Here is a 22,534-nt window from a genome sequence, read left to right on the forward strand (position 1 = left end):
CGGGCCGAACGCTCAGGGCTGCGCTGGGCCGCCGTTCATCCGCTCCCGGACCGCCTCCAGCGCTTCGAAGGCGTACGCCCAGTTGTGGCACTTGAAGCTGCGCAGGCCCGCGATGGGGGTGTGGCAGTCGGCGCAGTGCACTCCCGCGATGGCGTCCGGGACCTCGGTGTTGACGTACTTGTGGTCGCCGAGGATGACCTCGGCGATCATGCCCTTGTCGTGCAGCCCGGTGACCGCCGAGGAGACGATGTCGTACCAGGTGATCCGGCGGCCGCACTTCGGGCAGTCCGGCTCGTCGCCGCTGACCCAGAGCGGGGCGCCGATGGTGCGCGTGGGCATGCCGAGCAGCTTCTCCAGCCGCCGGACGTCCGATTCCGGGGTGGTCCACCGGTGTCGGCCGGGCAGCGACGCGGGCGAGTCGTACACGGCGCGGAACAGGTCCTTCTCGACCCGTACGGTCTCCCGTTGACTGGTCATCGGCGTCCCTCCTCGTGCGCGGGTGCCCCCACCGTGGTCGGCGCTGACCAGGGGTGCAGCCGGATCAACGACACGAGGGGGCGGCGGGTCGTCGGCTCAGCTGTTACACATCGAGATCCGACCGTGCCTCGAAGGGATCCCTCGTGACCGAGCAGCCGGCACCCGACACCACCGACGTCACCGCCCGCCCCAACGTCGCCCGGATGTACGACTACTTCCTGGGTGGCAGCAACAACTTCCCCGCCGACCGGGCCGCCGCCCAGCGGGTGCTGGAGATCTTCCCGGACACCGGGGCGGCCGCCCAGATGAACCGGCAGTTCCTGCGCCGGGCCGTGCGGTACGCCGTCGAGCAGGGCGTACACCAGTTCCTGGACATCGGCGCGGGGCTCCCCACCCAGGGCACGGTGCACGAGGTGGTGCGCGCGGTGACGCCGGACGCCCGGGTGGTCTACGTGGACTACGACGAGGTGGCTGTCGCGTACGCCAAGCGGTTGTTGACGGACGTGCCCGGCACCGCCGTCGTGCAGGGTGACCTGCGACGGCCCGACGACCTGCTGGCCGACCCCGGCGTGCGGCGCACGCTCGACCTGGACCGCCCGGTGGCCGTGCTGCTGCTCGCGGTGCTGCACTTCGTCCCGGACGGGGACGACCCGTGGGCGGCCGTGGCCCGGCTGCGCGACGCGACCGTGCCCGGCAGCCACCTGGCGTTGTCGCACCTGACGCTGGACGGCATCCCGCCAGAGTTGGCCGAGCGCGGTCAGGCCGTGTACCGCAACAGCAGCGCCCCGCTGGTGCCCCGCACGCACACCGAGACGCTGCGCTTCTTCGCCGGGTACGACCTGGTGGAGCCCGGTCTGGTGGAGACCACCCGGTGGCGGCCGGACGGGGAGTCCGAGGTCGTGGAATCGCACGGGTACGCGGGGGTCGGCGTCCGCCGCTGACCCGCATTCACCTCCGGCGGCCGGCTCCGGATGGTACGAACGGAGTCAGGGCGTGCCATCGGGAGGAGCGCCGATGGCGAGCCGGCCCGAACGGTTGCTGCGGGGAAGCGACACCCCGCTAAGCGCCTCATTCCTGGAGTTGTTCTTCGACCTGGCGTTCGTCCTCGCCCTCAGCCAGTTGGCCGACCATCTGCTGCACGACCTGACCGTGGTCGGCGTGCTGCGGACCGGCCTGCTGCTGACCGCGATCTGGTGGATCTGGGTGACCACCACCTGGTTCGCCGACTGGTACGACCCGGAGAGCCCGTTGATCCGGTTGCTGCTGCTCGCCGCCGCCCTGAGCAGTCTGCTGGCCGGGGTGGCGATCCCGCAGGCGTTGGACGGTCGTGGTCCGCTCTTCGCCGGCGCGTACGTCGGGCTGGTCGTCGGTCGGGGCGTGGTCACCGCCATGACGCTGCGGGGCCACCCGCGGCAGCGCCGGGCGTTGCGGATCCTGATCTGGTACAGCGTCTCCGCCGTACCGTGGCTGGCCGGTGCGTTCCTGGTGGGCTGGCGGGTTCCGCTGTGGCTGCTGGCGCTGGCGATCGACCTCAACGGACCACGATTCGGCTGGCCCACGCCGCGCCTCGGCCGCGCCAAGCCGGAGGAGTTGCGCCTGGCCAGCGGACACTTCGCCGAGCGGTACCAACAAATCATGATCATCGCGCTCGGTGAACTCGTCCTGGTGGCCGGTCTCTCGTACGCCGACACCGACCTGCACCTGCCGGAGACCGCCGCGTTCCTGCTGGTGTTCGCCACCGCCGTGCTGATCGGCCTGCTCTATCTGACGCCCGCCGGCCGGCGGTTGGCCCCGGCCATCGAGCACGCCAATCCCACTCGGCTCGCCGTCCGTACCGGCTATCTGCACCTCGTGATGATCGGCGGCCTGGTGGTCACCGCCGTCGGCGCCGAGCTGAGCATCGCCCATCCGACGGAGAAGGGTGACCTGACCGCGGTGGTGGTCATCCTGGGCGGGCCCACGCTGTTCCTCATCGGGAGGATCCTGTTCTCCCTGGCGATCCACCGGCGGCTCTCCTGGCCCCGGGTGGCGGCCCTGTTCGCGATGTCCGGCGCGGCGGCAGCCCTACGGTTGCCGCTGCTGGCGGTCAGCGTGGTCGCCACTTCAGTGGTGCTCGTGGTGGTCGTCCTGGACCGCGCCGGCATCTTCTCCTACCGCAGGGTCGGAAAATCTGACTAAAGTCAGGGGTATGGACGCCGCCCTCATCGCCGCCGTGCGCCGGTTCAACCGGACCGTCACCCAGCGGGTGGGTGCGCTGGACGACGAGTACATGGCCCAGGGCCGCCCGCTCGGGCAGGCTCGGCTGCTCTGGGAGATCGGCCCGGCGGGTGCCGAGGTCGCGGCGCTGCGAGCCCGGCTGGGCCTCGACTCGGGATACCTCAGTCGGCTCCTGCGCGCCCTGGAGAACGACGGGCTCGTCACCGTGGGGCCGGCGGACCAGGCCGGCGGCGACGGCCGGGTCCGCACCGCCGCCCTCACCGATGCCGGCCGTACCCAGTGGGCCGAACTCGACCGGCGGTCCGACGAACTGGCGGCCTCGATCCTCGAACCGCTCAGCGCACCCCGTCGGGACCGACTCGTCGCCGCCATGGCCGAGGTCGAACGGCTGCTCGTCGGGTCGATGGTGGTCATCGAGCCGTGTCCGCCGAGTGACCGGCGGGCCCGAGCCTGCCTGCGCGCGTACGCCCGGGAGATCGGACGACGGTTCGACGACGGCTTCGACCCGGCGCTGAGCAACCCGCTCGCCGACGAGGCGCTCGTACCGCCGGCCGGCGTACTCCTGCTCGCCACCCTCAACACCGAACCCGTCGGCTGCGGCGCCGTCAAACTCCACCGCGACGGGCCCGCCGAGATCAAACGCGTCTGGGTGGCCGACACCGTGCGCGGGCTGGGCGTCGGACGGCGGCTGCTCGGCGAGCTGGAGCGGTACGCCGCCGAGCGCGGCGCGACAGCCGTGCGGCTGGACACCAACCGTAACCTCACCGAGGCGATCGCCCTGTACCGCTCGGCCGGTTACCGGGAGATCCCGCCGTACAACACCGAGCACTACGCCCACCACTGGTTCGAGAAGCCGCTAGCGCGGTGAGCAGACGTCATCGCCGAAACCAGCCCAGGAACCGGCGGTGCGGTTGGCCGGCGGACACGATCAGGGGACCCCGCCGCCAGCGAACGGCTGAGGTGTGAGATTTCGTCCTAATCTCGGCACGTTCCAGCCTTCCCGTCCGAAGCTCTGAGCAGGGACTTCGGCTCGGGGGCGACCTCGGATCGTGGGCGGAGAATGGCGATGAGCGGCAGCAGACGGATCGATCAGATGGCCCGACGTCAGTTCGTCAAGCTGTCCGGGGCCGCCGGCGCGGGCGGGCTTCTCACCCTGGCCGGGGCCGACAGCGGAATGGCCGACGGTGGTGACGGCCCACCCCAACCCTCGCCACCGCCGAACCCGGGCGGCACCGTCTGCCCGACGCCGTCGGCGCTGTGCGGCTATCCCACCGACACCGGCGGCCGGTTCGACCTCTGGGACCGGGTCCAGGTCTGCCTGGGTACGCGGACCTCACCGCCGACGAACTGCCTGCGCACCACGTCCACCTACGTGGTGCTCAACGGTGCGCCGACGAACACCCACAACTATCTGCTCGTGCCGACCTGCCGCGTGAAGGGCATCGAGTGCCCGTTCATCGCCACCGCCGCCGCGCCGAACTACTGGCTGGACGCGTGGATCAACGCCCAGCCCGGGCAGCCCTCGCACGTCGTGTACCCGAACATCGGGCTCGGCATCAATTCGGCAAGCGCCCGCCAGCAGGACCAACTGCACATCCATCTGGCCGGTATCCACAGTGGCATCCAGACCCAGCTCAACTCGTACGACAGCTCGATCAGCAACAACCCGGCGAACTGGCGGAGCCAGATCATCCCGATCTGGGGCCTGACGAGCGGCGGCGCGCCGGCCCCCCGCTCCTACCGGGTACTCCAGGTGGCGAACCTGAACAACAACCTGTTCACGCTGCTGCGCGACTACGTCGTACGCCCCACCGGGGCGAACATGGCCGACCAGGCGATGGCGGTCACCCCTCGCCTGGTCGGCAACGGCGGGTTCTACGTCATCAACAGCGAGCCCGCTCTCCAGACCCCGCAGGGCCAGCCCGGCGGTACGGGCACAGTCGACTTCCTGCTCGCGTACACCTGATTCCTCAGGGTTTGGTCGCTGCACCGCTGGTGAGAGGCGGCCGTGGGGGAGCGTGAAGCTCCACCACGGCCACCGATCAGCCCTTGACCGCGCCCGCGGTGAGCCCTTCGGTCAGGAAGCGCTGCCCGAGCGCGTACATGATCACCACGGGGATGCTGACGAGCAGCGAGGCCGCGGCGAGCTGTCCCTGCGGTACGACGTCTCCGGCGATCATCGACTGCATCCCCACCGGCAACGTCTTGTACTCGTCCTTGGTGATGAACACGAAGGCGAAGAGGAACTCGTTCCAGGCGTTGGTCAGGGTGAAGAGCGCGACCGCCAGCAGTCCTGGCTTGGCCAGCGGCAGCACCACCCGGCCGAACGCCTGTAGCCGGGTGCAGCCGTCCACGAGCGCGGCCTCCTCCAGCTCCACGGGGATCGAGGAGAAGTAGCCGACCAGCAGCCAGGTGGCGAACGGAAGCGTGAACGTCGGGTACGTCACCACCAGCGACCACAACGAGTCGGTGAGTCGCACGCCGATGAGCATCTGGTAGAGCGGGATGAACAGCAGCGCGCCCGGCATCACGTAGGTGAGCAGGACGGTGACGGTGAACCCTTGTGCTCCCCGGAACCGCAGCCGGGCCAGCGCGTAACCCGCGAGAGCGGCGCAGACCAGCGCCACCGCGGTGGACGCCGCGGACACCAGCAGGGTGTTCAGGTACCAGCGACCGAACGGCTGGTTGGCGAAGAGCGCGGTGAACTGCTCCGTGGTCCAGGGTGTCGGCCACAGGTCGTCGGTCCGCATGACGACCTGGCCCTCGGACTTGAAGGCCGTGACGCCGATCCAGTACAGCGGGCCGAGCACGAAGAAGAGCAGCCCGGCGAGCGCGACCCAGGATCCCAGGCTGGAGACCGCCGACGAGGACCGGCGGCCGCCCCGCGACTGGAGGGTCGACACCACCCGACCGACCGCCGCCGCGATCAGCAGGATCACCCCGAGGATGACCGCGGCCTTCCAGAAGATCTCCGGCGACGCCCAGATCAGCAGGCCGGTGACCACCGCGGTGAGCACCCACGGCAGGGCCTTGCGCGCGCGCGTGCCGACCCGCAGCGTCGTGCCTCGGGACCGGGGCAGCTTCGCCCCGGAATCCTGGCGCAACAGTCGGACCAGGAAGAACACCAGTCCGCCGATGACCGGCAGCATGACCAGCGTGACCGCCGCACCCGCGCCGTACTGCAACTGCAGGATCGCCTTCGAGTACGCGACGAGCACGTACGGCGCGGTGACGTCGCCCGGACCACCCTGGGTCAGCAGCCAGACGAGGTCGAAGTTGTTGAAGGTCCAGATCGACGACAGGGTCACCGTCACGGTGATCACATGGCGCAGGCCGGGCAGCGTCACGTTGGCGAACCGCTGCCACGCCGAGGCCCCGTCGATGGTGGCCGCCTCGTAGAGGTCGGCCGGGATGGCCTTCAACCCGGCGAGGAAGCACACGGTGAAGAAGGGCACCCCCTTCCAGACGTTCACCATGATCACCGACGGCATCGCCAGCGACGGGTCGGAGAGCCAGCCGGCCGGCCAACTGTCGACCAGGTGCAGGTCGACCAGCAGCGGTCCGATCCCGGTGGTGGTGAGCAGGTTGTTGACGCTGCCGAAGATGGGGTCGAGCAGCGAGCGCCAGCTGAAGGCCGTCACCACCGTCGGCACCACCCACGGCACCAGGAGCAACCCCGCCAGCACCGCCCGCCCGCGGCGTCGGTGGTGCAGCAGCAGGGCCGCGGCCAGCCCGAGCACGACCTTGAAGATCTCGGCGTACGCGGTGAAGACGAACGAGTTCACCACGCCCGTGTGGAACTGGTCGTCGCCGACGAGGTGCAGGTAGTTGTCCAGGCCGACGAACACGGACTCCTGCCCGTGCCGCTCGGTGGTGCTGGTGACGATCGACCGGGCGATCGGTACCAGCACGAGACCGCCGACCAGCACGGCCATCGGCGTCAGGAACAACGCCGCCATTCGCCAGTCACGACCCAGCCGGCGCTGGGTCGCGGTGAGGGAGCCGGACCCCGGCGGCGAGGACACCCTCGCCGCCGGGACCCGCGCGGGACGGAGCGTCCTCACTGTGGCAGCCCCTGCTGATTGAAGATCTGCACCATCTTGGTGTGGGCCGCCTTCACGGCCTGCGCGGGCGCGGTGCCCTGCACGACCTGCTGCATCATGTCGGTGAGGACGTACGCCGAGCCGACGGCCTGCTGGCCGGCGCTGGCCTTCTGCGGGAAGGTCAGGCCGTTCTTCGTGTTCAACGGCAGCTGCAACTGGGTGATCTTGCGCAGCATGGGGAACGCGGGGTCGCCGCTGGTGAAGAACGGGTCCGCGTCCCAGACCTTCTCCCAGGCGGGCATCACCAGACCGGGTGCCTCCTTCGCCACGCCGAGCAGCGCGGGCGCACTGACCAGATACTGCGCCAGGAGCTTGGCGAGCGCGGGGTTCTTGGCGCCCTTGAAGACGACGAAGCCCTGCGACTGGCCGAGCAGCAGCGGGTTGTTGGTGGCCGGCCCGATGCAGTCGGAGAAGACGTGGGTGTTGGCGTGCACCGGGTTCTTCTTGGTCCGCGAGTCCGCGTAGACGCTGAACTGGTTGCGGGTGTAACCCAGGATGCCCGCGAGCCAGTTCTCGTTGTTGCTGGTGTCGGTCCAGCTCGCGATCCCCGGTGGCAGCATCGGCTTGTACTTCGGATTGGTGTAGATGTCGCCGAGGAAGGTCACCGCCTGCACCGTCTCCGGCGACTCGAAGGTGACCTTCCTGCCGTCGTTGGAGGCGATCGACCCGCCGTACGCGTTGATCAGCGCCTCGATCATGCCGTTGGCGTCACCGGAGCGGTTGATCGTCATGCCCCAGCCGAACCGGCGCTTGCCGGGGTCGGAGATCGCCAGGCAGACGTCCCGCAGCTCCTCCCAGCTGTAGATGTCCTTGGGCGTGATGCCCTTCTCCTGCATCCAGTCCTTGCGCAGGAACGACCCGATCCCGATGAAGTGGTACGGAATCGCGAACCACTTGCCGTCGAAGACGCAGAAGTTCTTGGCCTCCGCGCACGGCTCGCCGTACTTGGCGGTAAGCGCCTGGACGACGTCGGTGACGTCCTCCAGGTCGCCCAGCGCCTGGAACTGGGCGACGAACCGGGAGTCGGTCATGAACGCCAGGTCACGAGCCACCCCACCCTTGACCTCGGCGTCGATCTTGGCGACCACGTCACCCGCGTCGGCCTGGACCAGGCTGTTCTCGATCTTCGTGCCGGTGCTGTCGGCGAACTTCTTGATCGAGCTGTCGAGGGCGTCGTTCGCCGCCGTCGAGTACAGCTTCTGCGACAACATCCCCATCGAGGAGCCCTTCATCGACGCGGCGGCGTCGAGCAGCTCCTGCGGGACCTCCGGCTGCACCTTGGTCGGCGACTCGGAGGTGCCCCCACACGCGGCCAGACCCGCCGCGCCGAGTACCCCCACCCCCATTCCCAGCACGCCGCGCCGGGACCAACCCGATTTGTCCTCCATGGACACCCGCCTCCTTCGTCTCGCCGCGTACGGCCGCACGCCGAAGGCGCACCCGGCGAACGCCGCGATCGTCGTGTTTCCAGTTGGCTGCTGTGCTGGCGACCACGCAGGGCCGCCCGTCGAGATCAGTTCGTTCGTCGGTCGCCGCGACGGCGAGCGGACCTGCCGGCCGCCGCGCGGAGTCCGGGTACGCGCGGTCCGTCCGAGCCACCCGAGATCTGTCGGGTGCCGCACCTCGGACGGTGCGACGTGGTCGAGGCGATCGGCGACAGGGCCGAGACAGTGGCGCTGACGTTCCGGTTTGGTCGTGTCACGGGACCACCGCCGTTCGAGATTTCGAACTAGGTTCGATATACCGCATCGAGTGGTGCGACGCTAGAGCAGCCCGGTAAGCGATGTCAATGTTTCGATGCTGTTTCGAACCGAAAGCGGGAGTTTTGTTACCGGGGCTGGGCCCGGAAGCCCATCCGCGCCGACAGCGCGGCCGCGCCCTCGCGAACCAGGCCCGTCCACTTCCCCTGCACCTGCGGCGTCCAGCGGATGATCGGCGCGGACAGGCTCATCGCGGCGATCACGGTGCCGGAGTGGTCCCGGATCGCCGCCGCGACACAGCGCATCGCACTGTCCGACTCGCCGACGTCGACCGCGACACCCTCGGCCCGAACCTGGTCGAGATGCTCCCGCAGGAGGTCCGGGTCGGTGATGCTCTCCGGCGTCATGCCCGGCAGCGGATCCTTCATCAGGACCGCGTCCAGCTCCTCCGGATCGAGGGCGGACAGCAGCACCTTGCCCACCGCCGTGCAGTGCGCGGGCAGCCGCAACCCGACCCCGGACACCATCCGTACGGGGTGGATGCTGTCGAACTTGACCAGGTAGACCACGTCGGCGCCGTCCAGCACCGCCACGTGAACCGCCTCGTCGCACGCGGCGGCCACGTCCCGCGCGACACCCTGTGCCTCGCGTACCAGATCAAGCCGACCCGCGAACGCCGCGCCCAGCTGGAACAGCGGCATCCCGAGCCGGTACTGCACCGGTTGACCCGGCACGGAGATCAGGTACGAGCGAGCCTCGAGCGTCACCAGCAGCTCGTGGACGGTGGTGCGCGGCAGGTCGAGCCGCTCCATCACCTGGCGGGCCGACAGTTGGGGGCAGTCCAGGAACAGTTCGAGGACGTCGAGTGCGCGGATAACTGCCGGTACCACACGGGGCATGTCGCTAGTCCCTTCGAAATGCCGGACCCGTGTCAACGATCTCCACACGGCCCAGCACCTGAAGAGGATAGCCACGTGAGCCGGACGCGCCAGGCCAGAGCGCCCGACGCTCGATGTCGCACAGGTCTGGCACCCTGCGGGACGTGACCACGACGGATCCCTTGCCCTGCGACCTCACCGAGCTGCGCGCCCATGTCGCCGGCGGCGGGCGTCCCAAGTACCTGTTCTTCTGGGGTCACCGGCCCCAGGCTGACGGCAGCATCGGACCGGGGTGCCTGAGCCAGTGGTGGCCGGCACCATTCACTGTGGACGGCACTCGTTATCTGACCGCTGAGCACTACATGATGGTCGGCAAGGCCCGCCTGTTCGGTGACGACGCGATCGCCGCTCAGATGTTGACGGCGTCGCATCCGGGCGCGGTCAAGACCCTGGGCCGGCAGGTACGCGGATTCGATCAAACCGTCTGGGACGAGCACAGTTTCGGTCTGGTCGTCGCCGCCAACGTGGCGAAGTTCAGCCAGCACCCCGACCTCGGGCAGTACCTGTCCGGCACGGCCAACCGGATACTGGTGGAAGCCAGTCCCGTGGACCGGGTCTGGGGCATCGGACTGGCGGCAACGGACCCACGCGCCGACGACCCGGCCCAGTGGCGCGGCCAGAACCTGCTCGGGTTCGCCCTGATGCGCGCCCGTGCACAACTTGACGCTCGATAACCTCAGGCTCGGCCCGGACCGACGCACGTTAGTGACGGCGGTCACAGTGACGGGAGACCCGATCCCGAGGAGGCGGTCGTCTTACCTGTCGTGAGACGAAGCCTGGACGCGGCGGACGAGCAGGAACTCGTCCGTCGCGTGGCCCGTGGTGATCGACGGGCGTTCGACGAGCTGTACCGGCGGACCGCGCCCTGGTTGGAGGTGCGCCTGCGACGGCGGTGCGCCGACCCGGACGTGGTCGCCGACGTCCTCCAGGAGACCTACCTCGCGGTCTGGCGGGCGGCCGGCAGCTTCACCGGCGACCAGGTGAGCGGCAGCGCCGTCGGGTGGCTGTGGACCATCGCCGCGCACCGCCTGGTGGACGCGTTCCGGCGTCGTTCGCGGCAGGCCCGGGTGCCGCAGGTGCACCCGGTCGAGACGGTCGTGCCCGCCGCCGAGGACGAGGCGCTCGCCGGTCGGGTCGGGCAGGAACTCGAACAGGCCCTCGCCGTGCTGCCGCCCGAGGTCCGCGCGGTGCTGCGCGCCACCGTTCTGGACGGCTTCACCGTCCGCGAGACGTCCGTGCTGCTGGGCGTACCCGAGAACACCGTCAAGTCCCGGATCCGCCGCGCCCGGATCGTCCTGCGGGAGGCACTGTCATGAGCACGCATCCCACCCTGAACGACATCGACCGCTACGCCGATGGCGATGCCGGTCTCGACGAGGCGACCGTCTGGTCGATCGAGGTGCACCTGGAGAGCTGTGCCGACTGCCGGGCCCGCCTGGCCGGCAGCACCACGGCAGCTTCGCGCGCCCTGGTCGCCGAGGTCGCGGCGGCCGTCGACCGCACGATCGCCGCCGGTCCCGCTCCACGATCCAGGACATTCCTTCGTACGCCGATGCGACAGCGTTGGTTCGTGGCGGCGCTGCTGCCCTGGGTGGCCATGACCGCCGGCGTGCTCGGCAGCGCGGCCCTGCTCACGTACTTCCTGTCCGAGTTGCCGTCGATCGTGCTGCTGCTCGCGCCCCTCGCGCCGCTGCCCGGGGTCGCGGCGGCCTGGAGCAGACGCGGCGACCCGGCCTGGGAACTGGTCGTCGGTACCCCCTCGGCCGGTCTGACCATGTTGCTGCGGCGTACCACGGCGGTGCTGGTTCTCGTCATCCCGCTGCTCGCCGTGCTCGCCGCGTACGGGGCCAGCCGGGTGAACCCCGCGCTGATGCTGCTGCCGTGCCTGGCCTTCACCGCCGCCACCCTGCTGCTCGGCTCCCTCGTCGGCGTACGCCGTGCCGCGGTCGGGCTGATGGCGGCCTGGGCCGCCGTCGTGGTCGCGCCCAGCCTCGCCACCGCCGAGTTGCCGGTGCTCCTGGAGCCGACGGCCATCGGCGGGTGGGCCGTCGTCACGGTCGTGCTGGCCGCCCTGACCCTCCTGCGCGCCAACAGCTTCCGGCGCCTCACCTCGTTCTGAAGGGAACAATCATGCGAGCGGTGAGCCTGGCCGAGACGGCCACCACCATCCACCCCTGGGCCATTCAGGCCGAGGCGCTGAAGGTACGGGCCGGCCGGCACCTGGCCGTCGACGGGCTCGACCTGAGCCTGGCCGCCGGGGTGCACGGCCTGTTGGGGCGCAACGGCGCGGGCAAGACGACGTTGATGCGTGCGTTGGCCACCGTGATCAAACCCGCCGGAGGGCGGCTCACCCTGCTCGGCAGTTCGGTGGACGGCCGTGCCGACCTGCGCCAGGTCCGGCGTTCGTTGGGCTACCTGCCGCAGCACTTCGGCTACTACCCGCGGTTCACGGTGCGGGAGTTCGTGTCGTACCTGGCCTGGTTGAAGGAGATGCCGAAGGCCGACATCCCGGCGGCCACGCAGCGCGCCATCGACCGGGTCGGGCTCAGCGCCAAGGCCGACGCCAAGCTCCGGACCCTCTCCGGCGGGATGCTGCGCCGGGCCGGCGTCGCCCAGGCCATCGTCAACGATCCACGGGTGCTGCTGCTGGACGAGCCGACCGTCGGTCTCGACCCCGAGCAGCGCCTCGACCTGCGTGAGCTGCTGCGCGACCTGGGTACGGACGCCTGCGTGCTGGTCTCCACCCACCTCGTCGAGGACGTGGTCGCCGCCTGCACCGAGGTGGTGCTGATCAACGAGGGTCGGTTGGTGTGGCAGGGCACGCCCGCCGGTCTGACCGCCGAGGGCGACGAGCACCACCCGGGCGACAGCCCCGCCGAACGCGGCTACTCGGCGCTGCTCCGCCGCCACGAGGAGGCCGGCCGATGAGTGCGCTGCGGATCGAATTCCGGCGCTCCGCCGCGGCCGGCGCCGCACTGCTCGCGGTGGCGGTCGGCGCCGCCGCCCTCTACCTCGCCCCGGGCCGCTGGTCGGAGGGGTGGATGTCGCTCACGCTGACCATCAAGGAGTACCTGCTCCTGCTCTGGCCGATCGCCCTCGCCGCCGGCGCGTGGCAGGGCCGCCGCGAGCACCGGGCCAAGGTCGGGGAACTGTTCGCCAGCACACCCCGGTCCCGCGCCCGCCGGATGCTGCCGGTCCTCGTCGCGATGGGCGCGGCGCTCGCGCTCGCCTTCCTGCTGGTGGTCGGTGCGGGCGGCGTGCGGATCGCGTCCACGGCCGCGTACTTCCCGCCGGACGTCGTCGCCATCACGCTGGTCGGCGCGTTCTCCCTGGTCGCGGCGGCGTGGCTCGGCCTGGGCATCGGGCGGCTGCTACCCGCTCTGGTGACCGCGCCGGTGCTCGCCGTGGCCGGTGTGCTGTTGGTCTTCTTCACCGCGGTCATGCGGCCCGACTGGATGGGCGCGATCCTGTCACCCGCGTACGGCAGCAGCCCGTTCTACCCCTTCCAGACCATCGACCCGCGGGTCACCGCCGTACTCGCCATCTTCATGGGCGGGCTCGCGCTGACCGGCGTACTCCTGCTGGTCGCGCAGGGTCCACGGACCGCGACGGCCGCCGCCCTGCCGGTGCTGCTCGGCTTCGGCGTCGCGACGGCGCTCGTCCCCCGCGACGAGGCCAGCCTCGTCGCACCGATCGACCCCGTGGCCCGTGAACTCGTCTGCACCGACGACGCGCCGAAGGTCTGCGTCACCCGGGTCAACGCCAACGTGCTGGACGCGCTGACCCCGCTCGCCCGCCAAGGGCTGTCCGCCCTCGCCAAGATGCCGACCGCCCCCACGCAGGTACACGAGGACACCCGGGCCTACCTCAGCGAGGACCTGCCCGCCCGTGACCCCGCGGTCGTCACGATCACCGTCCGGATCGACGAACACGGCGGCCTGGCCCACCCCGCCGCCGTGGTCCCCGAGATGGTGTTCGGCCTGGGCACCGGGTACGGCAACCTCGACTGCGAGCGCGACGGCGCGGTCGAACGGGCCGCCGCCTACCACCTGCTCGGCCGCGAGCCGGTCTCCGACGTCGGTGTCATCCCCGGGATGATCGAGGAGGATCCGCAGCTCAACGCCGAGGCGGTAGCCCTGTGGCGGGACCTCCAGAAGCTGCCCGCGCCGGAGGCGATCGCCCGCGTGACGGCGGTACGGGACGCGATCCTGGCCTGCCAGAACCCCACCGGACTCCTGTCGCGATGATCCTGTACCTGCGCGCACGACGCGTACCCCTGGCACTTGCCGCCTCCGTCGGTGCCGCCGCCCTGATCTGGGCGCTGTGGCTGACGCTGTCCACCGAGCGCGACGTCATCCTCCTGCTCGTCGTACTGGCCGTCACGCTGATGGTGGCGGTCCTGTCGACCACACTGGCCGCCCCCGACGAAGAGCTGGAACGCACCGCCGCACTGCACTGGCCGTGGCGTCGGCTCCTGCACCTGCTGGGCGCGCTGGCGGTCGTCCTCGTCGTGCTGTTCGCCACCCAGCCCACCGGTGCCCGGTTCGGCCCCGTCGCGCTGGTGGTCCGCGACGCCGCCGGCCTGCTCGGCCTCACCGCGCTCTGCGCGACGGTCGTGGGCGCGGCCCGCGCCTGGTTCCTCCCCGTGGGCTGGGCGATCACCGCCGCCATGTTCCCGCAGACGAGCACGTGGGGCGCGCTCGCCACCTGGCCCGGCCAGCCCCACACCAGCCGGTCGGCGGCCGTGGTCGCGGCCGTCCTGGCGGTGACAGGGCTTGTGGCGTACGCGATGCGCGGCGCCGCCCGCCGCGACTGACGGCGTAATCGATTCCCGTTCGGTCGCCGGCGCTCAGGACACCGCGAGCAGCCGGAACTCGCAGCGGACGCCGCTGGCCTTGGCGAGCCGACCATCACCGGTCACGAGTGGGCAGGCCAACAGTTCCGCCGCCGCGACGTAAGCAGCGTCGTACGCCGTGACATTGCCCCGCAACTGCCACATCCGGTCGACCAGCATGGCGATGGCAACCTCATCGACAACCAACGAAGGCAGGGTGCCGATCGCCTCCTGAGCCCGGGCAAGGCCCAGCTTCCCGCCGAGGACCTTGCCCCTGATCACCGACATGACCTCGACCAGGAGATGGCTTGGTGCGGCCCAGTGTGGATCTGCGCTCAGCTCCGTTCGCGCCGCGTCGCCGACCGGTCCGTCGTCGACCAGGGCATCGGCCAGAACCGACGCGTCCACGACGATCATGCAGCGCTTCCCCATGGTCCGCGCTGCTCCCGCTGGTCGTCCAACTCGGCTGCGCTCTCCCCTGGCAGGGAACGAGCACCGTCAGAGCGGCCGGCGAAGCGATCAAGGGTAGCCGTGTTACGCAGCCGCCGAGCCTGCGTCTCCACCAGATCCAGCAGGTACGCCTGGAGTGACTGTCCGCGCGCCTTGGCCTGCGCCGCCAGGGCGTCTCGTACTTCCTCCGGCACGTCCCGAATCTGCAGCGCAACCATGCATTTATTATGCATGCAGCATCACTCGCTCGCCAGGAAGAACCGCGAGCGGCCTATTGGCCTGTGGGAGAGTGGGCCGCCAGGGACTCGAACCCTGAACCTATGGATTAAAAGTCCACAGCTCTGCCATTGAGCTAGCGGCCCGCGCGCTCAGGTTACCTGACAGTCAACGATGCCGGCTCTCGGCTTCCGGCCGGCCGTCGATGCCTCGCCAGCGACGTGATCGACTCGACTTCCAGGAAGGCGGGGCATCCGGGCGGCCGGGATACGCCGACTTCCGCGAAGGCGAGTCGATCACGCAGCTCACGTCGGGTCGGACGGCGGTTGAGTGCCTGCTGGGCGGGTACGGGGTCGGACATGCGGATCGTGGTGGTGGGGGCGAGTGGCAACGTCGGTACGGCGGTGCTGCGGCGGCTGCGCCGGGAGCGCGGGGTGGAGCTGGCCGGGGTGGCCCGGCGGTTGCCCGGCCCGGACGCCGGTACGCCGTACGACCAGGTGGAGTGGCACTCCTGTGACGTCGGTGCGCCGGGGGCACCGGGCCAGTTGGCCGAGATCTTCGCGGGGGCGGACGCGGTGGTGCACCTGGCCTGGCAGATCCAGCCCAGCCATGATCAGCGGATCTTACGGCGGACCAACGTCGACGGCAGTCGGGCGGTGTTCGACGCGGTGGTGCGGGCCGGGGTGCCGGCGCTGGTGTACGCGTCGTCGGTCGGCACGTACGCGCCCGGGCCGAAGGACCACCCGATCAGCGAGCGGTGGCCCGCCACCGGAGTGTCCGGCTCGTCGTACAGCGAGCACAAGGCGGAGGTCGAGGCGCTGCTGGACGGGTTGGAGCGGGAACATCCGGCGTTGCGGGTGGTACGGCTGCGACCGGGGTTGATCTTCCAGAGGGACGCCGGTGTGGAGATCACCCGGTACTTTCTGGGCCCGTTCGCGCCGGTACGACTGCTACGTTTCGGTCGGATTCCGCTCGTACCCACGAACCGGCGGCTGCGGATGCAGGCGGTGCATGCCGACGATGTGGCTGACGCGTACGCCAGGGCGGTGCTGGGTGAGGCGCGCGGCGCTTTCAATGTCGCCGCGGACCCGGTGCTGACCCCGGAGCTGGTGGCCCGGCACTTCCACGGTTGGACCGTGCCGGTCGCGGCGCCGGTGCTGCGGGTGGCGGCGGCGCTGACGTGGCGGGCGCGGCTGCAACCGGTCGACGCGGGCTGGGTCGAGCTGGGCCTGAACGCGCCGCTGATGTCCAGCGAGCGGGCGGAGACCGAGCTGGGCTGGACACCCAGGATCGACGCGTTGACCGCGCTGAAGGAGCTGTTCGCAGGCATGGCCGGTGGCGAACACACCCCCAGCCCGCCGCTGTCGGCGGCGTCCCACCAAGCCGGCCGCCCGTCGGGCCTCCTGGCGGGCAACCCCCCGGGCCAGGGGAACCCCTACTGAGGTGATCAAGAGGTTGGCGTCACCAGACGGACGAGATCTGACGCGAACCTCTTGATCACCGCGCCGAAAGGCTTGCGCCCAGGAAGAAGATGCCGGGGTGGCCGGGGGTCTCGAACTTGCCGCTGGGGTTGCGGCGCAGGGTCGAGCTTTCGATCCTCATGGTGCCGGTGCGGTTGTTGCTGACGAAGAAGATCGCGCCGCCACCCTCGTTGGCCTTGTTGTTCTCGATGATCGTGCCGGCGATGCGGACGGCGAACTCGTTGCCGTCGCAGTAGATCGCGCCGCCGCTGCCGCCGCCGGGCGTACCCGACTTGGCGGGGTTGGCGCCGTTGCCGATCGCCTCGTTGTTCCGCAGCAGGCTGTTCAGCACCGTCCACGACACACCGATGCTGCTCAACGCCCCTCCGTTGGAGCAGGAGCCGCCGTCGAAGGTGCTGCTCACCACGTACACCGGCTTGTTCTCGTACTGGCTCAGCACCCGCACGGCCGCGCCACCCAGGTCCGGACCGGTACGGTCGCAGCGGTTGTGGACGAAGCGTGAGTTGACGATCTTGAGCCGCCCGCCGCGTACGAAGATCGCGCCACCACCGCCACCCTCGGCCCTGTCGCCGGTCGAGTTGCCGTCGGCGAAGGTCAGGATCTGCACGGTGAGCTGCGGGTGGTCCTGGTTCTGGCAGTGCGAGGTGGTCCAGCCCTGGGCTTCGTCGCAGGTGTTCATGTAGAGGATGCGGCGCTGCCCCTGGCCGCTGAGCGTGACCTTGCCGCCGCCGTCCAGCACGACCTTCGGCCCGTTGGCGTTACGGACCTTCGCGGTCGCGGCCATCTTGATCGTCACCGGGGCCGGTCCACAGTCGAACGTGATGATCCCACCGGCGGCGACGGCCTTCACCACGGCCGCGGAGGTGCAGCTCGCCGGGGTGCCGGTACCGACCGTCCGGGTCGGCTTCGCGGTGTCCACCGCCCGGGCCTCGGCGGGCACGCTCGCGTGGCCGTTCGGATTGCCGGCCGCGAGTGCCTTGGCGGCCGGGGTGGTCGGCTTCGGGCTCGTGCTGGCCCCGGGGCCACCGAGACCGTCCCGGCCCGCCGCTGCGACACCCTGGTCGCCGGTCGAGAGAGCGTCCGGCGTGGCCTCCGGGGTGGCCGACGCGCCGGCCGGCGCAGGATCGGTGGACCCGCAGGCCGGCAGGGTCGCGGTGGCGACACCGAGGACGAGCAGAGCGGCAAGCGACGTCATGCGCACCCCGTGACTCTAGGAGCCGTGAAGCCACGCCGCCGAATCCGCCGTGCCGGCTTAATCCGCTGCTAAGCAACGCGGCGCCCTTCCGCGCCGCGCGGGCCCGCTCAGGCGTGGGAGAGGGCGAACGCGGTCAGGAAGCCGGCGACCGTGATGAGGCCGACCAGCAGGTGGGCGTCCTCGAACGCCTCCGGGACCATGGTGTCGGTGATCATGGCGAGGATCGCCCCGGCGGCCAGCGCGGTGATGGCGGCCAGCGCCTCCGGTGGCGCGCCGCCCAGCAGCGTGTTGCCGATCAGTGCGGCGAGTCCGCTGATCAGCGCGATCCCGGCCCAGAGCAGGAACACGTACCGGCGGGTCCGGCCGGCCTGGCGCATGCCGGCCGCGCTGGACAGCCCCTCCGGGATGTTGCTGAGGAACACCGCCACGACCGTGACCAGGCTGACCGCGCCGCCGGCCAGCAGGCTCGCGCCGATCACCACCGATTCGGGTACGCCGTCCAGCAGCGCTCCGACGGCGATGGCCGACCCGGAGCCGGGGTGCTCACCCTCGGAGGGCTGCCGACCGCCCGAGCGCTTGCGGTTCCGCGCGCCGCGCCGGGCGAGGCCCACGTTGGCGAGGGTGTACGCGCCCGCGCCGCCGGCCGCGCCGAGCACGGTGGGCAGCATGCCGCCCTGGTCGTGCGCGACCTCGATCAGCTCGTACGAGACGGCGGAGAGCAGCACGCCCGCGCCGAACGCCATGACCGACGCGATGAGCCGCTGGGGTACCCGTGCGAACCAGCCGACCGCCGCCCCGATCAGCAGCGCCGACCCGGCCAGCAGTCCCCATCCGCCCGCCTGCAACCACTCCGGCATTCCCGGGACCGTACCCCGCGCGGTGGGGGCGGCAAACCGTGCGGCGGGGGCGCGAACCGTGCGGTGGGGGCGGCGAACCGGGCTCAGAAGTCGGCGAAGAGGTACGGCACCGCGCGCGGGAAGATGCCGCGCAGCTCGGCGGCGGCGTCGACCGGCACCTCGCCCAGCCCGCGCAACGGCAGCTCGGACGGATCCAGCACCCCGTACGCCAGGGCGGAGAGCCCGGCCGCGGTGAGCGTCGCGGTCGGCACCGGGCCGCTGTCGGCGTCCGCGACCTCCAGGGTGCCGCTCGTGCCGTCCAGCAGGTGGGTGCCGGCCAGCCACCGGTCCCCGGTCAGCTCGACGCGGACCCGACCCGGCCCGGCGGGCAGCCCGTGCAACGCGTCCAGCGACAGCAGCCGGGCCATCGGCGCGGACGACCCGGGGCGGCCCGCCCGCGCCTCGACGTGCACGTCCAGGTCGGTGAGCCACAGCTCGGGCAGTTCGTCCGGCGGTACCTGGAGGCTGACCCGCTCGACCTGGTCGACGTGCCGGGCGAAGAACTGCAACAGCAGCATCCGGGCGAGCGGGTCGGTGGCGAGCAGTTCGTTGCCGTGCAGCGTGCCGCCGTGCTCGTCGATCCGGTAGGTGACCGCGCCCGTGACCTCGCCGGCCACGCGGGCGGTGAGCAGCCAGTACTCGTCGCGGTCACGCAGCCCGACCGCCCGGTAGTCCGGGAAGAGCGAGAACCCGTGCCGGTCCCGCAGGCAGCGCTCGGTGAACGCGCGCCACGCCGGGTAGCCCGCCCCGATCCGCTCCCAGCCCACCTCGCCGGGGAGTTCGGCGCGAAGCAGCGGTCCCAGGTCGGCCGGGGTGAAGGTGACCGTGCGCGGCTTGGGCAGCCCCAGGTAGCCGAACCGGGCGTAGAAGCTGGGCCGGAACGGGTAGAGCGCGCTGAGCGGGTGCCCCTCGTCGCGCATCTCGTCGAGCAGTTGCTGCAACAGCGTCCGTACGTGCCCCTGGCGGCGGGCCAGCGGATGGGTGGCCACCCCGGCGACACCGGCCATCGGCAGCACCACCCCGCGCAGGTTCTGGCGCATCGGAATGGCCGAGACGGCGGCCAGCGTGGTGCCGTTCTCCTCGACGGTGAGCGTCGTGTTGCCCTCGTTGTAGGGCAGGTAGTCACGGAACTGCTCGACCCGCGCGGCAGCCAGCGGTGACGCCTCGAACGCGTACGCGGCCAGCGGGAAACTCGTGGTGAGACGGTCGTCGGCGGTCACCCGGCGGATGGTCATCCGCTCATCTCAACCCGCCCGGCAGCCGGCAGCAACCGGATTGCCGGATCCGCTCAGCCGACGGGCAGGTGGCGCAGGTGCCGGCGGCGGCGCAGTCGCACACTGGCCACGGCGGCCACGCCGACGACCAGCAGGGCGGTGACGGTGAGGCCGTGCAGCACACCCCGGGTCAGGTAACCGCCGTCGGTGTGGTCCACCGCCCAGGTCGCGATCTCCCGGCTCGACCAGAACGGCGTCAACCTCGCCCCCGACTCGGCCGGGTCGATGAGCATCTGCACGGTCACCACCGTGAGCAGCAGCAGCGTCCCCTCCATCTCGCGGGGCAGCAGCGTGCCGATCAGCATCCCGAACGGCGCCGCCACCGCGACGCAGCACAGCAGCGCCGCGACCAGGCCGCTGTAACGCAGGTCCGCGCCGTCGAGCATCGGCAGGAGGAAGAAGGGTACGGAGATGACGAGCCCCACCGCCCACAGGCCGAGCATCCGGCCCAGGTAGAGGTGGTGCGGGCGGTAGCCGGCCAGCCGGAGCCTCGGCTCCAACTCCCGCGCCGCGGTGGTCGCGAAGAGCGCCGCGGTGCTCACCGCCCAGCACACCCCGAGCAGCAGCGACCGGACCGACTGCCCGAGGTACGCGTCCCGCCGGATCACGTAGAAGGTCAACGGCATCAACAACAGCAGCAGGAGTACGCCCCGACGCCGCAGCAGTTCCCGCAGCGTCATCTCGGCGACGGTGACGAGCCTGTTCACGGGCGGCCTCCTCGAACACCGGGCGCGACCCGCCCGGACTGGTGTGCCGGGGTCAGGTCGAGCACGGTGTCCACCCGGTCGAGTTGGTTGAGCAGGTGGGTCACCACGACGATCGCGGCGCCCTCGTCCCGCAACCGGCTGAGCTGGTCCCAGAAGTTGACGTAGGTGCCCTGGTCGAAGCCCTGGTACGGCTCGTCGAGCAGCAGGACGTCCGGCTCGCTGAGGGTGGAGATGGTCAGGTTGAGCTTCTGCCGGGTGCCACCGGAGAGATGCCGGGCCTGCACGGCGCCGCCCGCCTCCCAGCCCAGCTGTCGGGCCGCCGCCCGGCCGGCGCGGCGGGCCGGTCCACGGGCGATGCCCTGGCCGGCGCCGACCAGCACGAAGTGCTCGTCGGCGAGCAGGAAGTCGGCGGTGCCGCCGGACTGCGGGCAGAAGCCGAGCCGCCCGCTGACGGTCACCTCACCGGCGTCGGGTGACATCAGCCCGGCGCAGATCCGTAGGAAGGTGCTCTTGCCGCAGCCGTTCGCGCCGACCACCGCCGCGATCTGTCCGGCCCGGACGGTCAGTGAGACGTCCCGCAGCACCGTCTGCCGGCCGTACCGCTTGGTGATGCCCGCCGCGTGCAGCCGGACCGGTCCGGGGCGCGGCCCGGGCGCGGTGCCGATGCTCTCCACGATCGCGCCCGCGTACTGCTGGGGTGGGCCGAAGACGATCCAGGGGTCGCCGCCGGAGTCGCGCAGGTGTGTGGCGGCCTCGGCGACCACGTGCCGGGCGGCGTCCGCCGCGACCCGGCGCTGGTGCAGCTCGGCGGCGAATGTCCGGAGCCAGTCGTCAGCGTTCACCCGGCAACCCCCTTCGTGACGATGTCGTTCACCGGCCGCACGAAGGTGAGCCAGGCGCTGCCGCCCTCGCGCAGTGCCACCTGCCCGTCGTCGGTGAGCCGGTAGTACTTGCGAGCGGGCCCGGCGGTGCCCTCCCGCCACTGGGCGGTCACCAGACCGGTCTTCTGCAGGCGCAGCAGGACGGGGTAGAGCGTGCCGCCCTGGATCGGTCCGACGCCCGCCGCGTCGAGCGCCTGGGCGAGTTGGTAGCCGTAGGACTCGCGTTCGGCCAACAGGGCCAGGACGCAGATGTCGAGCACCCCTCGCAGCCACTGCCCGCGCCGGTCGGAATCCACAGCCGGGACACTAGCGCCGCAACCTAGATGGCACAACCATCTAGTAGAGCCGGCCGGATCCGACCGGCGGTCCCGGTGGGACCGTCGAGCGGGCCGGACCGGATCAGCGGGTGGTGACGTCCGAGACGACGACGGTCACGTTGTCCGGCGCGCCGGCGTGGTGGGCCAGCTTCACCAACTGCTCGCCGCACTGCTGGCGGTCGGCGTACATGCCCAGCGCCGCCGCGATGGCGTCGTCCTCGACGTAGTCGGAGAGCCCGTCACTGCACAGCAGCAGCCGATCGCCGGGCACCACGGTGAGCACACCGACCGCCGGCGGGGTGTCCGCGCCCTGCACGGCCCGGGTCACCAGGGAGCGCTGCGGGTGGTGCCGCGCCTGGTCGGGGGAGAGGGTGCCCTGGTCGACGAGCGCCTGCACGAACGTGTCGTCCCGGGTGAGCTGGGTCAGCTCCCCGTCCCGCAGCAGGTAGCAGCGGGAGTCGCCGACCTGGGCCAGCACCAGCGTCTCGCCGGCCAGCAGCGCGGCGGTGAGCGTGGTGCCCATCCCCTCGCGCGCCGGGTCCACCGTGATCGCGGCGTGGATGCGCTGGTTGGCGGTGCTGACCACGGCACGCAGGGCGTCCGCGGCCGCGTCCGGTTCGGTGGGTGGGGTCAGCTCGTCCAGGATCCGGATCACGATCTCGCTCGCCACCTCACCCGCGGGCAGGCCACCCATGCCGTCGGCGACGGCGATCAGGCGGTCACCGGCGAGGGCCGAGTCCTCGTTGTTGGTGCGGACCAGGCCGATGTCGTTGAGGATGGCCGAGCGGAGGATCAGCGTCATGGTGCCAGCTTGCCAAGAACACCCCGCCTTCGTCTCTACGCACTAC

24 protein-coding genes and 1 tRNA gene are annotated in these 22,534 nt (G+C 71.0%); 11 read left to right on the plus strand and 14 right to left on the minus strand.

All coding sequences use genetic code 11. From position 1 onward, the window contains the following. Positions 1-12 precede the first annotated feature (12 nt). Positions 13-477: a hypothetical protein gene (locus ACN263_RS31180; protein ID WP_422737755.1), complete on the minus strand. Its 465-nt coding sequence runs from the start codon at positions 475-477 to the stop codon at positions 13-15. A gap of 143 nt (positions 478-620) precedes the next feature. Here ACN263_RS31180 and ACN263_RS31185 point away from each other — a divergent pair, with 143 nt between their 5' ends. The 4 genes from ACN263_RS31185 (at position 621) to ACN263_RS31200 (ending at position 4,660) form a co-directional block, all read left to right on the plus strand. Continuing rightward, positions 621-1,418 (plus strand): SAM-dependent methyltransferase, encoded by a 798-nt coding sequence (locus ACN263_RS31185; RefSeq protein WP_422737756.1) that lies wholly within the window; start codon positions 621-623, stop codon positions 1,416-1,418. 73 nt (positions 1,419-1,491) lie between these two features. Further along, the gene (locus ACN263_RS31190; RefSeq protein WP_422737757.1) at positions 1,492-2,655 is read left to right on the plus strand and encodes a low temperature requirement protein A; all 1,164 of its coding nucleotides are present in this window, start codon (positions 1,492-1,494) and stop codon (positions 2,653-2,655) included. Between the two features lie 10 nt (positions 2,656-2,665). Further along, the gene (locus tag ACN263_RS31195; RefSeq protein WP_422737758.1) at positions 2,666-3,562 is read left to right on the plus strand and encodes a bifunctional helix-turn-helix transcriptional regulator/GNAT family N-acetyltransferase; all 897 of its coding nucleotides are present in this window, start codon (positions 2,666-2,668) and stop codon (positions 3,560-3,562) included. A 198-nt stretch (positions 3,563-3,760) separates the two neighbouring features. Continuing rightward, positions 3,761-4,660, plus strand: coding sequence for a CDP-diacylglycerol diphosphatase (locus tag ACN263_RS31200; protein WP_422737759.1), 900 nt, complete (start codon positions 3,761-3,763; stop codon positions 4,658-4,660). Between the two features lie 76 nt (positions 4,661-4,736). Here ACN263_RS31200 and ACN263_RS31205 read toward each other — a convergent pair whose 3' ends face one another. The 3 genes from ACN263_RS31205 to ACN263_RS31215 form a co-directional block, all read right to left on the minus strand. Then, entirely contained in the window at positions 4,737-6,653 is a 1,917-nt protein-coding gene (locus ACN263_RS31205; protein ID WP_422737760.1) for an ABC transporter permease subunit, read from the minus strand. A gap of 101 nt (positions 6,654-6,754) precedes the next feature. Then, entirely contained in the window at positions 6,755-8,185 is a 1,431-nt protein-coding gene (locus tag ACN263_RS31210) for an extracellular solute-binding protein (RefSeq protein WP_422737761.1), read from the minus strand. Between the two features lie 440 nt (positions 8,186-8,625). After that, positions 8,626-9,396: an IclR family transcriptional regulator gene (locus ACN263_RS31215; protein ID WP_422737762.1), complete on the minus strand. Its 771-nt coding sequence runs from the start codon at positions 9,394-9,396 to the stop codon at positions 8,626-8,628. A gap of 143 nt (positions 9,397-9,539) precedes the next feature. On the opposite strand from ACN263_RS31215, the gene ACN263_RS31220 reads away from it, so the two are divergent. The 6 genes from ACN263_RS31220 to ACN263_RS31245 all read left to right on the plus strand — a co-directional run bounded on the left by ACN263_RS31220 (position 9,540) and on the right by ACN263_RS31245 (position 14,251). Continuing rightward, positions 9,540-10,109: an NADAR family protein gene (locus ACN263_RS31220; protein ID WP_422737763.1), complete on the plus strand. Its 570-nt coding sequence runs from the start codon at positions 9,540-9,542 to the stop codon at positions 10,107-10,109. A gap of 90 nt (positions 10,110-10,199) precedes the next feature. Then, positions 10,200-10,751 (plus strand): RNA polymerase sigma factor, encoded by a 552-nt coding sequence (locus tag ACN263_RS31225; RefSeq protein WP_396800621.1) that lies wholly within the window; start codon positions 10,200-10,202, stop codon positions 10,749-10,751. Then, positions 10,748-11,554: a zf-HC2 domain-containing protein gene (locus ACN263_RS31230; RefSeq protein WP_422737764.1), complete on the plus strand. Its 807-nt coding sequence runs from the start codon at positions 10,748-10,750 to the stop codon at positions 11,552-11,554. Before ACN263_RS31225 ends, ACN263_RS31230 begins: the two co-directional genes overlap by 4 nt. Positions 11,555-11,565: 11 nt before the next feature. Then, positions 11,566-12,363, plus strand: coding sequence for an ATP-binding cassette domain-containing protein (locus ACN263_RS31235; protein WP_422737766.1), 798 nt, complete (start codon positions 11,566-11,568; stop codon positions 12,361-12,363). After that, positions 12,360-13,682: a hypothetical protein gene (locus ACN263_RS31240; RefSeq protein ID WP_422737767.1), complete on the plus strand. Its 1,323-nt coding sequence runs from the start codon at positions 12,360-12,362 to the stop codon at positions 13,680-13,682. Before ACN263_RS31235 ends, ACN263_RS31240 begins: the two co-directional genes overlap by 4 nt. Continuing rightward, positions 13,679-14,251, plus strand: a complete 573-nt coding sequence (locus tag ACN263_RS31245; RefSeq protein ID WP_422737768.1) for a hypothetical protein — start codon at positions 13,679-13,681, stop codon at positions 14,249-14,251. The genes ACN263_RS31240 and ACN263_RS31245 overlap by 4 nt, the downstream gene beginning before the upstream one ends. Before the next feature lie 33 nt (positions 14,252-14,284). On the opposite strand, the gene ACN263_RS31250 is transcribed toward ACN263_RS31245, so the two are convergent. The 3 genes from ACN263_RS31250 to ACN263_RS31260 all read right to left on the minus strand — a co-directional run bounded on the left by ACN263_RS31250 (position 14,285) and on the right by ACN263_RS31260 (position 15,081). Continuing rightward, positions 14,285-14,701 carry a type II toxin-antitoxin system VapC family toxin gene (locus ACN263_RS31250; RefSeq protein WP_422737769.1) on the minus strand — a complete coding sequence of 139 codons (417 nt, stop codon included), beginning with the start codon at positions 14,699-14,701 and terminating at the stop codon, positions 14,285-14,287. Further along, a complete protein-coding gene (locus ACN263_RS31255) occupies positions 14,683-14,937 on the minus strand; it encodes a FitA-like ribbon-helix-helix domain-containing protein (protein WP_422737770.1) in 255 nt (84 codons plus the stop codon). Before ACN263_RS31255 ends, ACN263_RS31250 begins: the two co-directional genes overlap by 19 nt. A 72-nt stretch (positions 14,938-15,009) precedes the next feature. Beyond that, a tRNA-Lys gene (locus ACN263_RS31260) sits at positions 15,010-15,081 on the minus strand. A gap of 213 nt (positions 15,082-15,294) precedes the next feature. On the opposite strand from ACN263_RS31260, the gene ACN263_RS31265 reads away from it, so the two are divergent. After that, positions 15,295-16,377, plus strand: coding sequence for an NAD-dependent epimerase/dehydratase family protein (locus ACN263_RS31265; protein ID WP_422737771.1), 1,083 nt, complete (start codon positions 15,295-15,297; stop codon positions 16,375-16,377). 55 nt (positions 16,378-16,432) lie between these two features. Here the strand turns inward: ACN263_RS31265 and ACN263_RS31270 are convergent, their stop codons facing one another. The 7 genes from ACN263_RS31270 to ACN263_RS31300 all read right to left on the minus strand — a co-directional run bounded on the left by ACN263_RS31270 (position 16,433) and on the right by ACN263_RS31300 (position 22,488). After that, a complete protein-coding gene (locus ACN263_RS31270; protein ID WP_422740886.1) occupies positions 16,433-17,611 on the minus strand; it encodes a hypothetical protein in 1,179 nt (392 codons plus the stop codon). A 107-nt stretch (positions 17,612-17,718) separates the two neighbouring features. Then, positions 17,719-18,468, minus strand: a complete 750-nt coding sequence (locus tag ACN263_RS31275) for a ZIP family metal transporter (protein ID WP_422737772.1) — start codon at positions 18,466-18,468, stop codon at positions 17,719-17,721. A gap of 83 nt (positions 18,469-18,551) precedes the next feature. Next, positions 18,552-19,742 (minus strand): GNAT family N-acetyltransferase, encoded by a 1,191-nt coding sequence (locus ACN263_RS31280; RefSeq protein ID WP_422737773.1) that lies wholly within the window; start codon positions 19,740-19,742, stop codon positions 18,552-18,554. Between the two features lie 53 nt (positions 19,743-19,795). Then, positions 19,796-20,488, minus strand: coding sequence for an ABC transporter permease (locus ACN263_RS31285; RefSeq protein WP_422737774.1), 693 nt, complete (start codon positions 20,486-20,488; stop codon positions 19,796-19,798). Further along, the gene (locus tag ACN263_RS31290; RefSeq protein ID WP_422737775.1) at positions 20,485-21,330 is read right to left on the minus strand and encodes an ATP-binding cassette domain-containing protein; all 846 of its coding nucleotides are present in this window, start codon (positions 21,328-21,330) and stop codon (positions 20,485-20,487) included. Before ACN263_RS31290 ends, ACN263_RS31285 begins: the two co-directional genes overlap by 4 nt. Continuing rightward, complete coding sequence (locus ACN263_RS31295) at positions 21,327-21,665, minus strand: PadR family transcriptional regulator (RefSeq protein ID WP_422737777.1); 339 nt, start codon at positions 21,663-21,665, stop codon at positions 21,327-21,329. Before ACN263_RS31295 ends, ACN263_RS31290 begins: the two co-directional genes overlap by 4 nt. A gap of 103 nt (positions 21,666-21,768) precedes the next feature. Next, a complete protein-coding gene (locus ACN263_RS31300) occupies positions 21,769-22,488 on the minus strand; it encodes a PP2C family protein-serine/threonine phosphatase (RefSeq protein ID WP_422737778.1) in 720 nt (239 codons plus the stop codon). Positions 22,489-22,534: the final 46 nt, after the last annotated feature.

This window comes from Micromonospora sp. WMMD729 (genome assembly GCF_049315225.1).
Taxonomy (GTDB): Bacteria; Actinomycetota; Actinomycetes; order Mycobacteriales; family Micromonosporaceae; genus Micromonospora.

Excerpts from the sequence above, each read along its gene's own strand:
- ACN263_RS31180 (WP_422737755.1), bottom strand. The coding sequence starts at position 477 with ATGACCAGTCAACGGGAGACCGTACGGGTCGAGAAGGACCTGTTCCGC.
- ACN263_RS31190 (WP_422737757.1), top strand. The coding sequence starts at position 1,492 with ATGGCGAGCCGGCCCGAACGGTTGCTGCGGGGAAGCGACACCCCGCTA.
- ACN263_RS31195 (WP_422737758.1), top strand. The coding sequence starts at position 2,666 with ATGGACGCCGCCCTCATCGCCGCCGTGCGCCGGTTCAACCGGACCGTC.
- ACN263_RS31200 (WP_422737759.1), top strand. The coding sequence starts at position 3,761 with ATGAGCGGCAGCAGACGGATCGATCAGATGGCCCGACGTCAGTTCGTC.
- ACN263_RS31205 (WP_422737760.1), bottom strand. The coding sequence starts at position 6,653 with ATGGCGGCGTTGTTCCTGACGCCGATGGCCGTGCTGGTCGGCGGTCTC.
- ACN263_RS31210 (WP_422737761.1), bottom strand. The coding sequence starts at position 8,185 with ATGGAGGACAAATCGGGTTGGTCCCGGCGCGGCGTGCTGGGAATGGGG.
- ACN263_RS31215 (WP_422737762.1), bottom strand. The coding sequence starts at position 9,396 with ATGCCCCGTGTGGTACCGGCAGTTATCCGCGCACTCGACGTCCTCGAA.
- ACN263_RS31230 (WP_422737764.1), top strand. The coding sequence starts at position 10,748 with ATGAGCACGCATCCCACCCTGAACGACATCGACCGCTACGCCGATGGC.
- ACN263_RS31235 (WP_422737766.1), top strand. The coding sequence starts at position 11,566 with ATGCGAGCGGTGAGCCTGGCCGAGACGGCCACCACCATCCACCCCTGG.
- ACN263_RS31240 (WP_422737767.1), top strand. The coding sequence starts at position 12,360 with ATGAGTGCGCTGCGGATCGAATTCCGGCGCTCCGCCGCGGCCGGCGCC.
- ACN263_RS31245 (WP_422737768.1), top strand. The coding sequence starts at position 13,679 with ATGATCCTGTACCTGCGCGCACGACGCGTACCCCTGGCACTTGCCGCC.
- ACN263_RS31250 (WP_422737769.1), bottom strand. The coding sequence starts at position 14,701 with ATGGGGAAGCGCTGCATGATCGTCGTGGACGCGTCGGTTCTGGCCGAT.
- ACN263_RS31255 (WP_422737770.1), bottom strand. The coding sequence starts at position 14,937 with ATGGTTGCGCTGCAGATTCGGGACGTGCCGGAGGAAGTACGAGACGCC.
- ACN263_RS31265 (WP_422737771.1), top strand. The coding sequence starts at position 15,295 with ATGCGGATCGTGGTGGTGGGGGCGAGTGGCAACGTCGGTACGGCGGTG.
- ACN263_RS31270 (WP_422740886.1), bottom strand. The coding sequence starts at position 17,611 with ATGACGTCGCTTGCCGCTCTGCTCGTCCTCGGTGTCGCCACCGCGACC.
- ACN263_RS31275 (WP_422737772.1), bottom strand. The coding sequence starts at position 18,468 with ATGCCGGAGTGGTTGCAGGCGGGCGGATGGGGACTGCTGGCCGGGTCG.
- ACN263_RS31280 (WP_422737773.1), bottom strand. The coding sequence starts at position 19,742 with ATGACCATCCGCCGGGTGACCGCCGACGACCGTCTCACCACGAGTTTC.
- ACN263_RS31300 (WP_422737778.1), bottom strand. The coding sequence starts at position 22,488 with ATGACGCTGATCCTCCGCTCGGCCATCCTCAACGACATCGGCCTGGTC.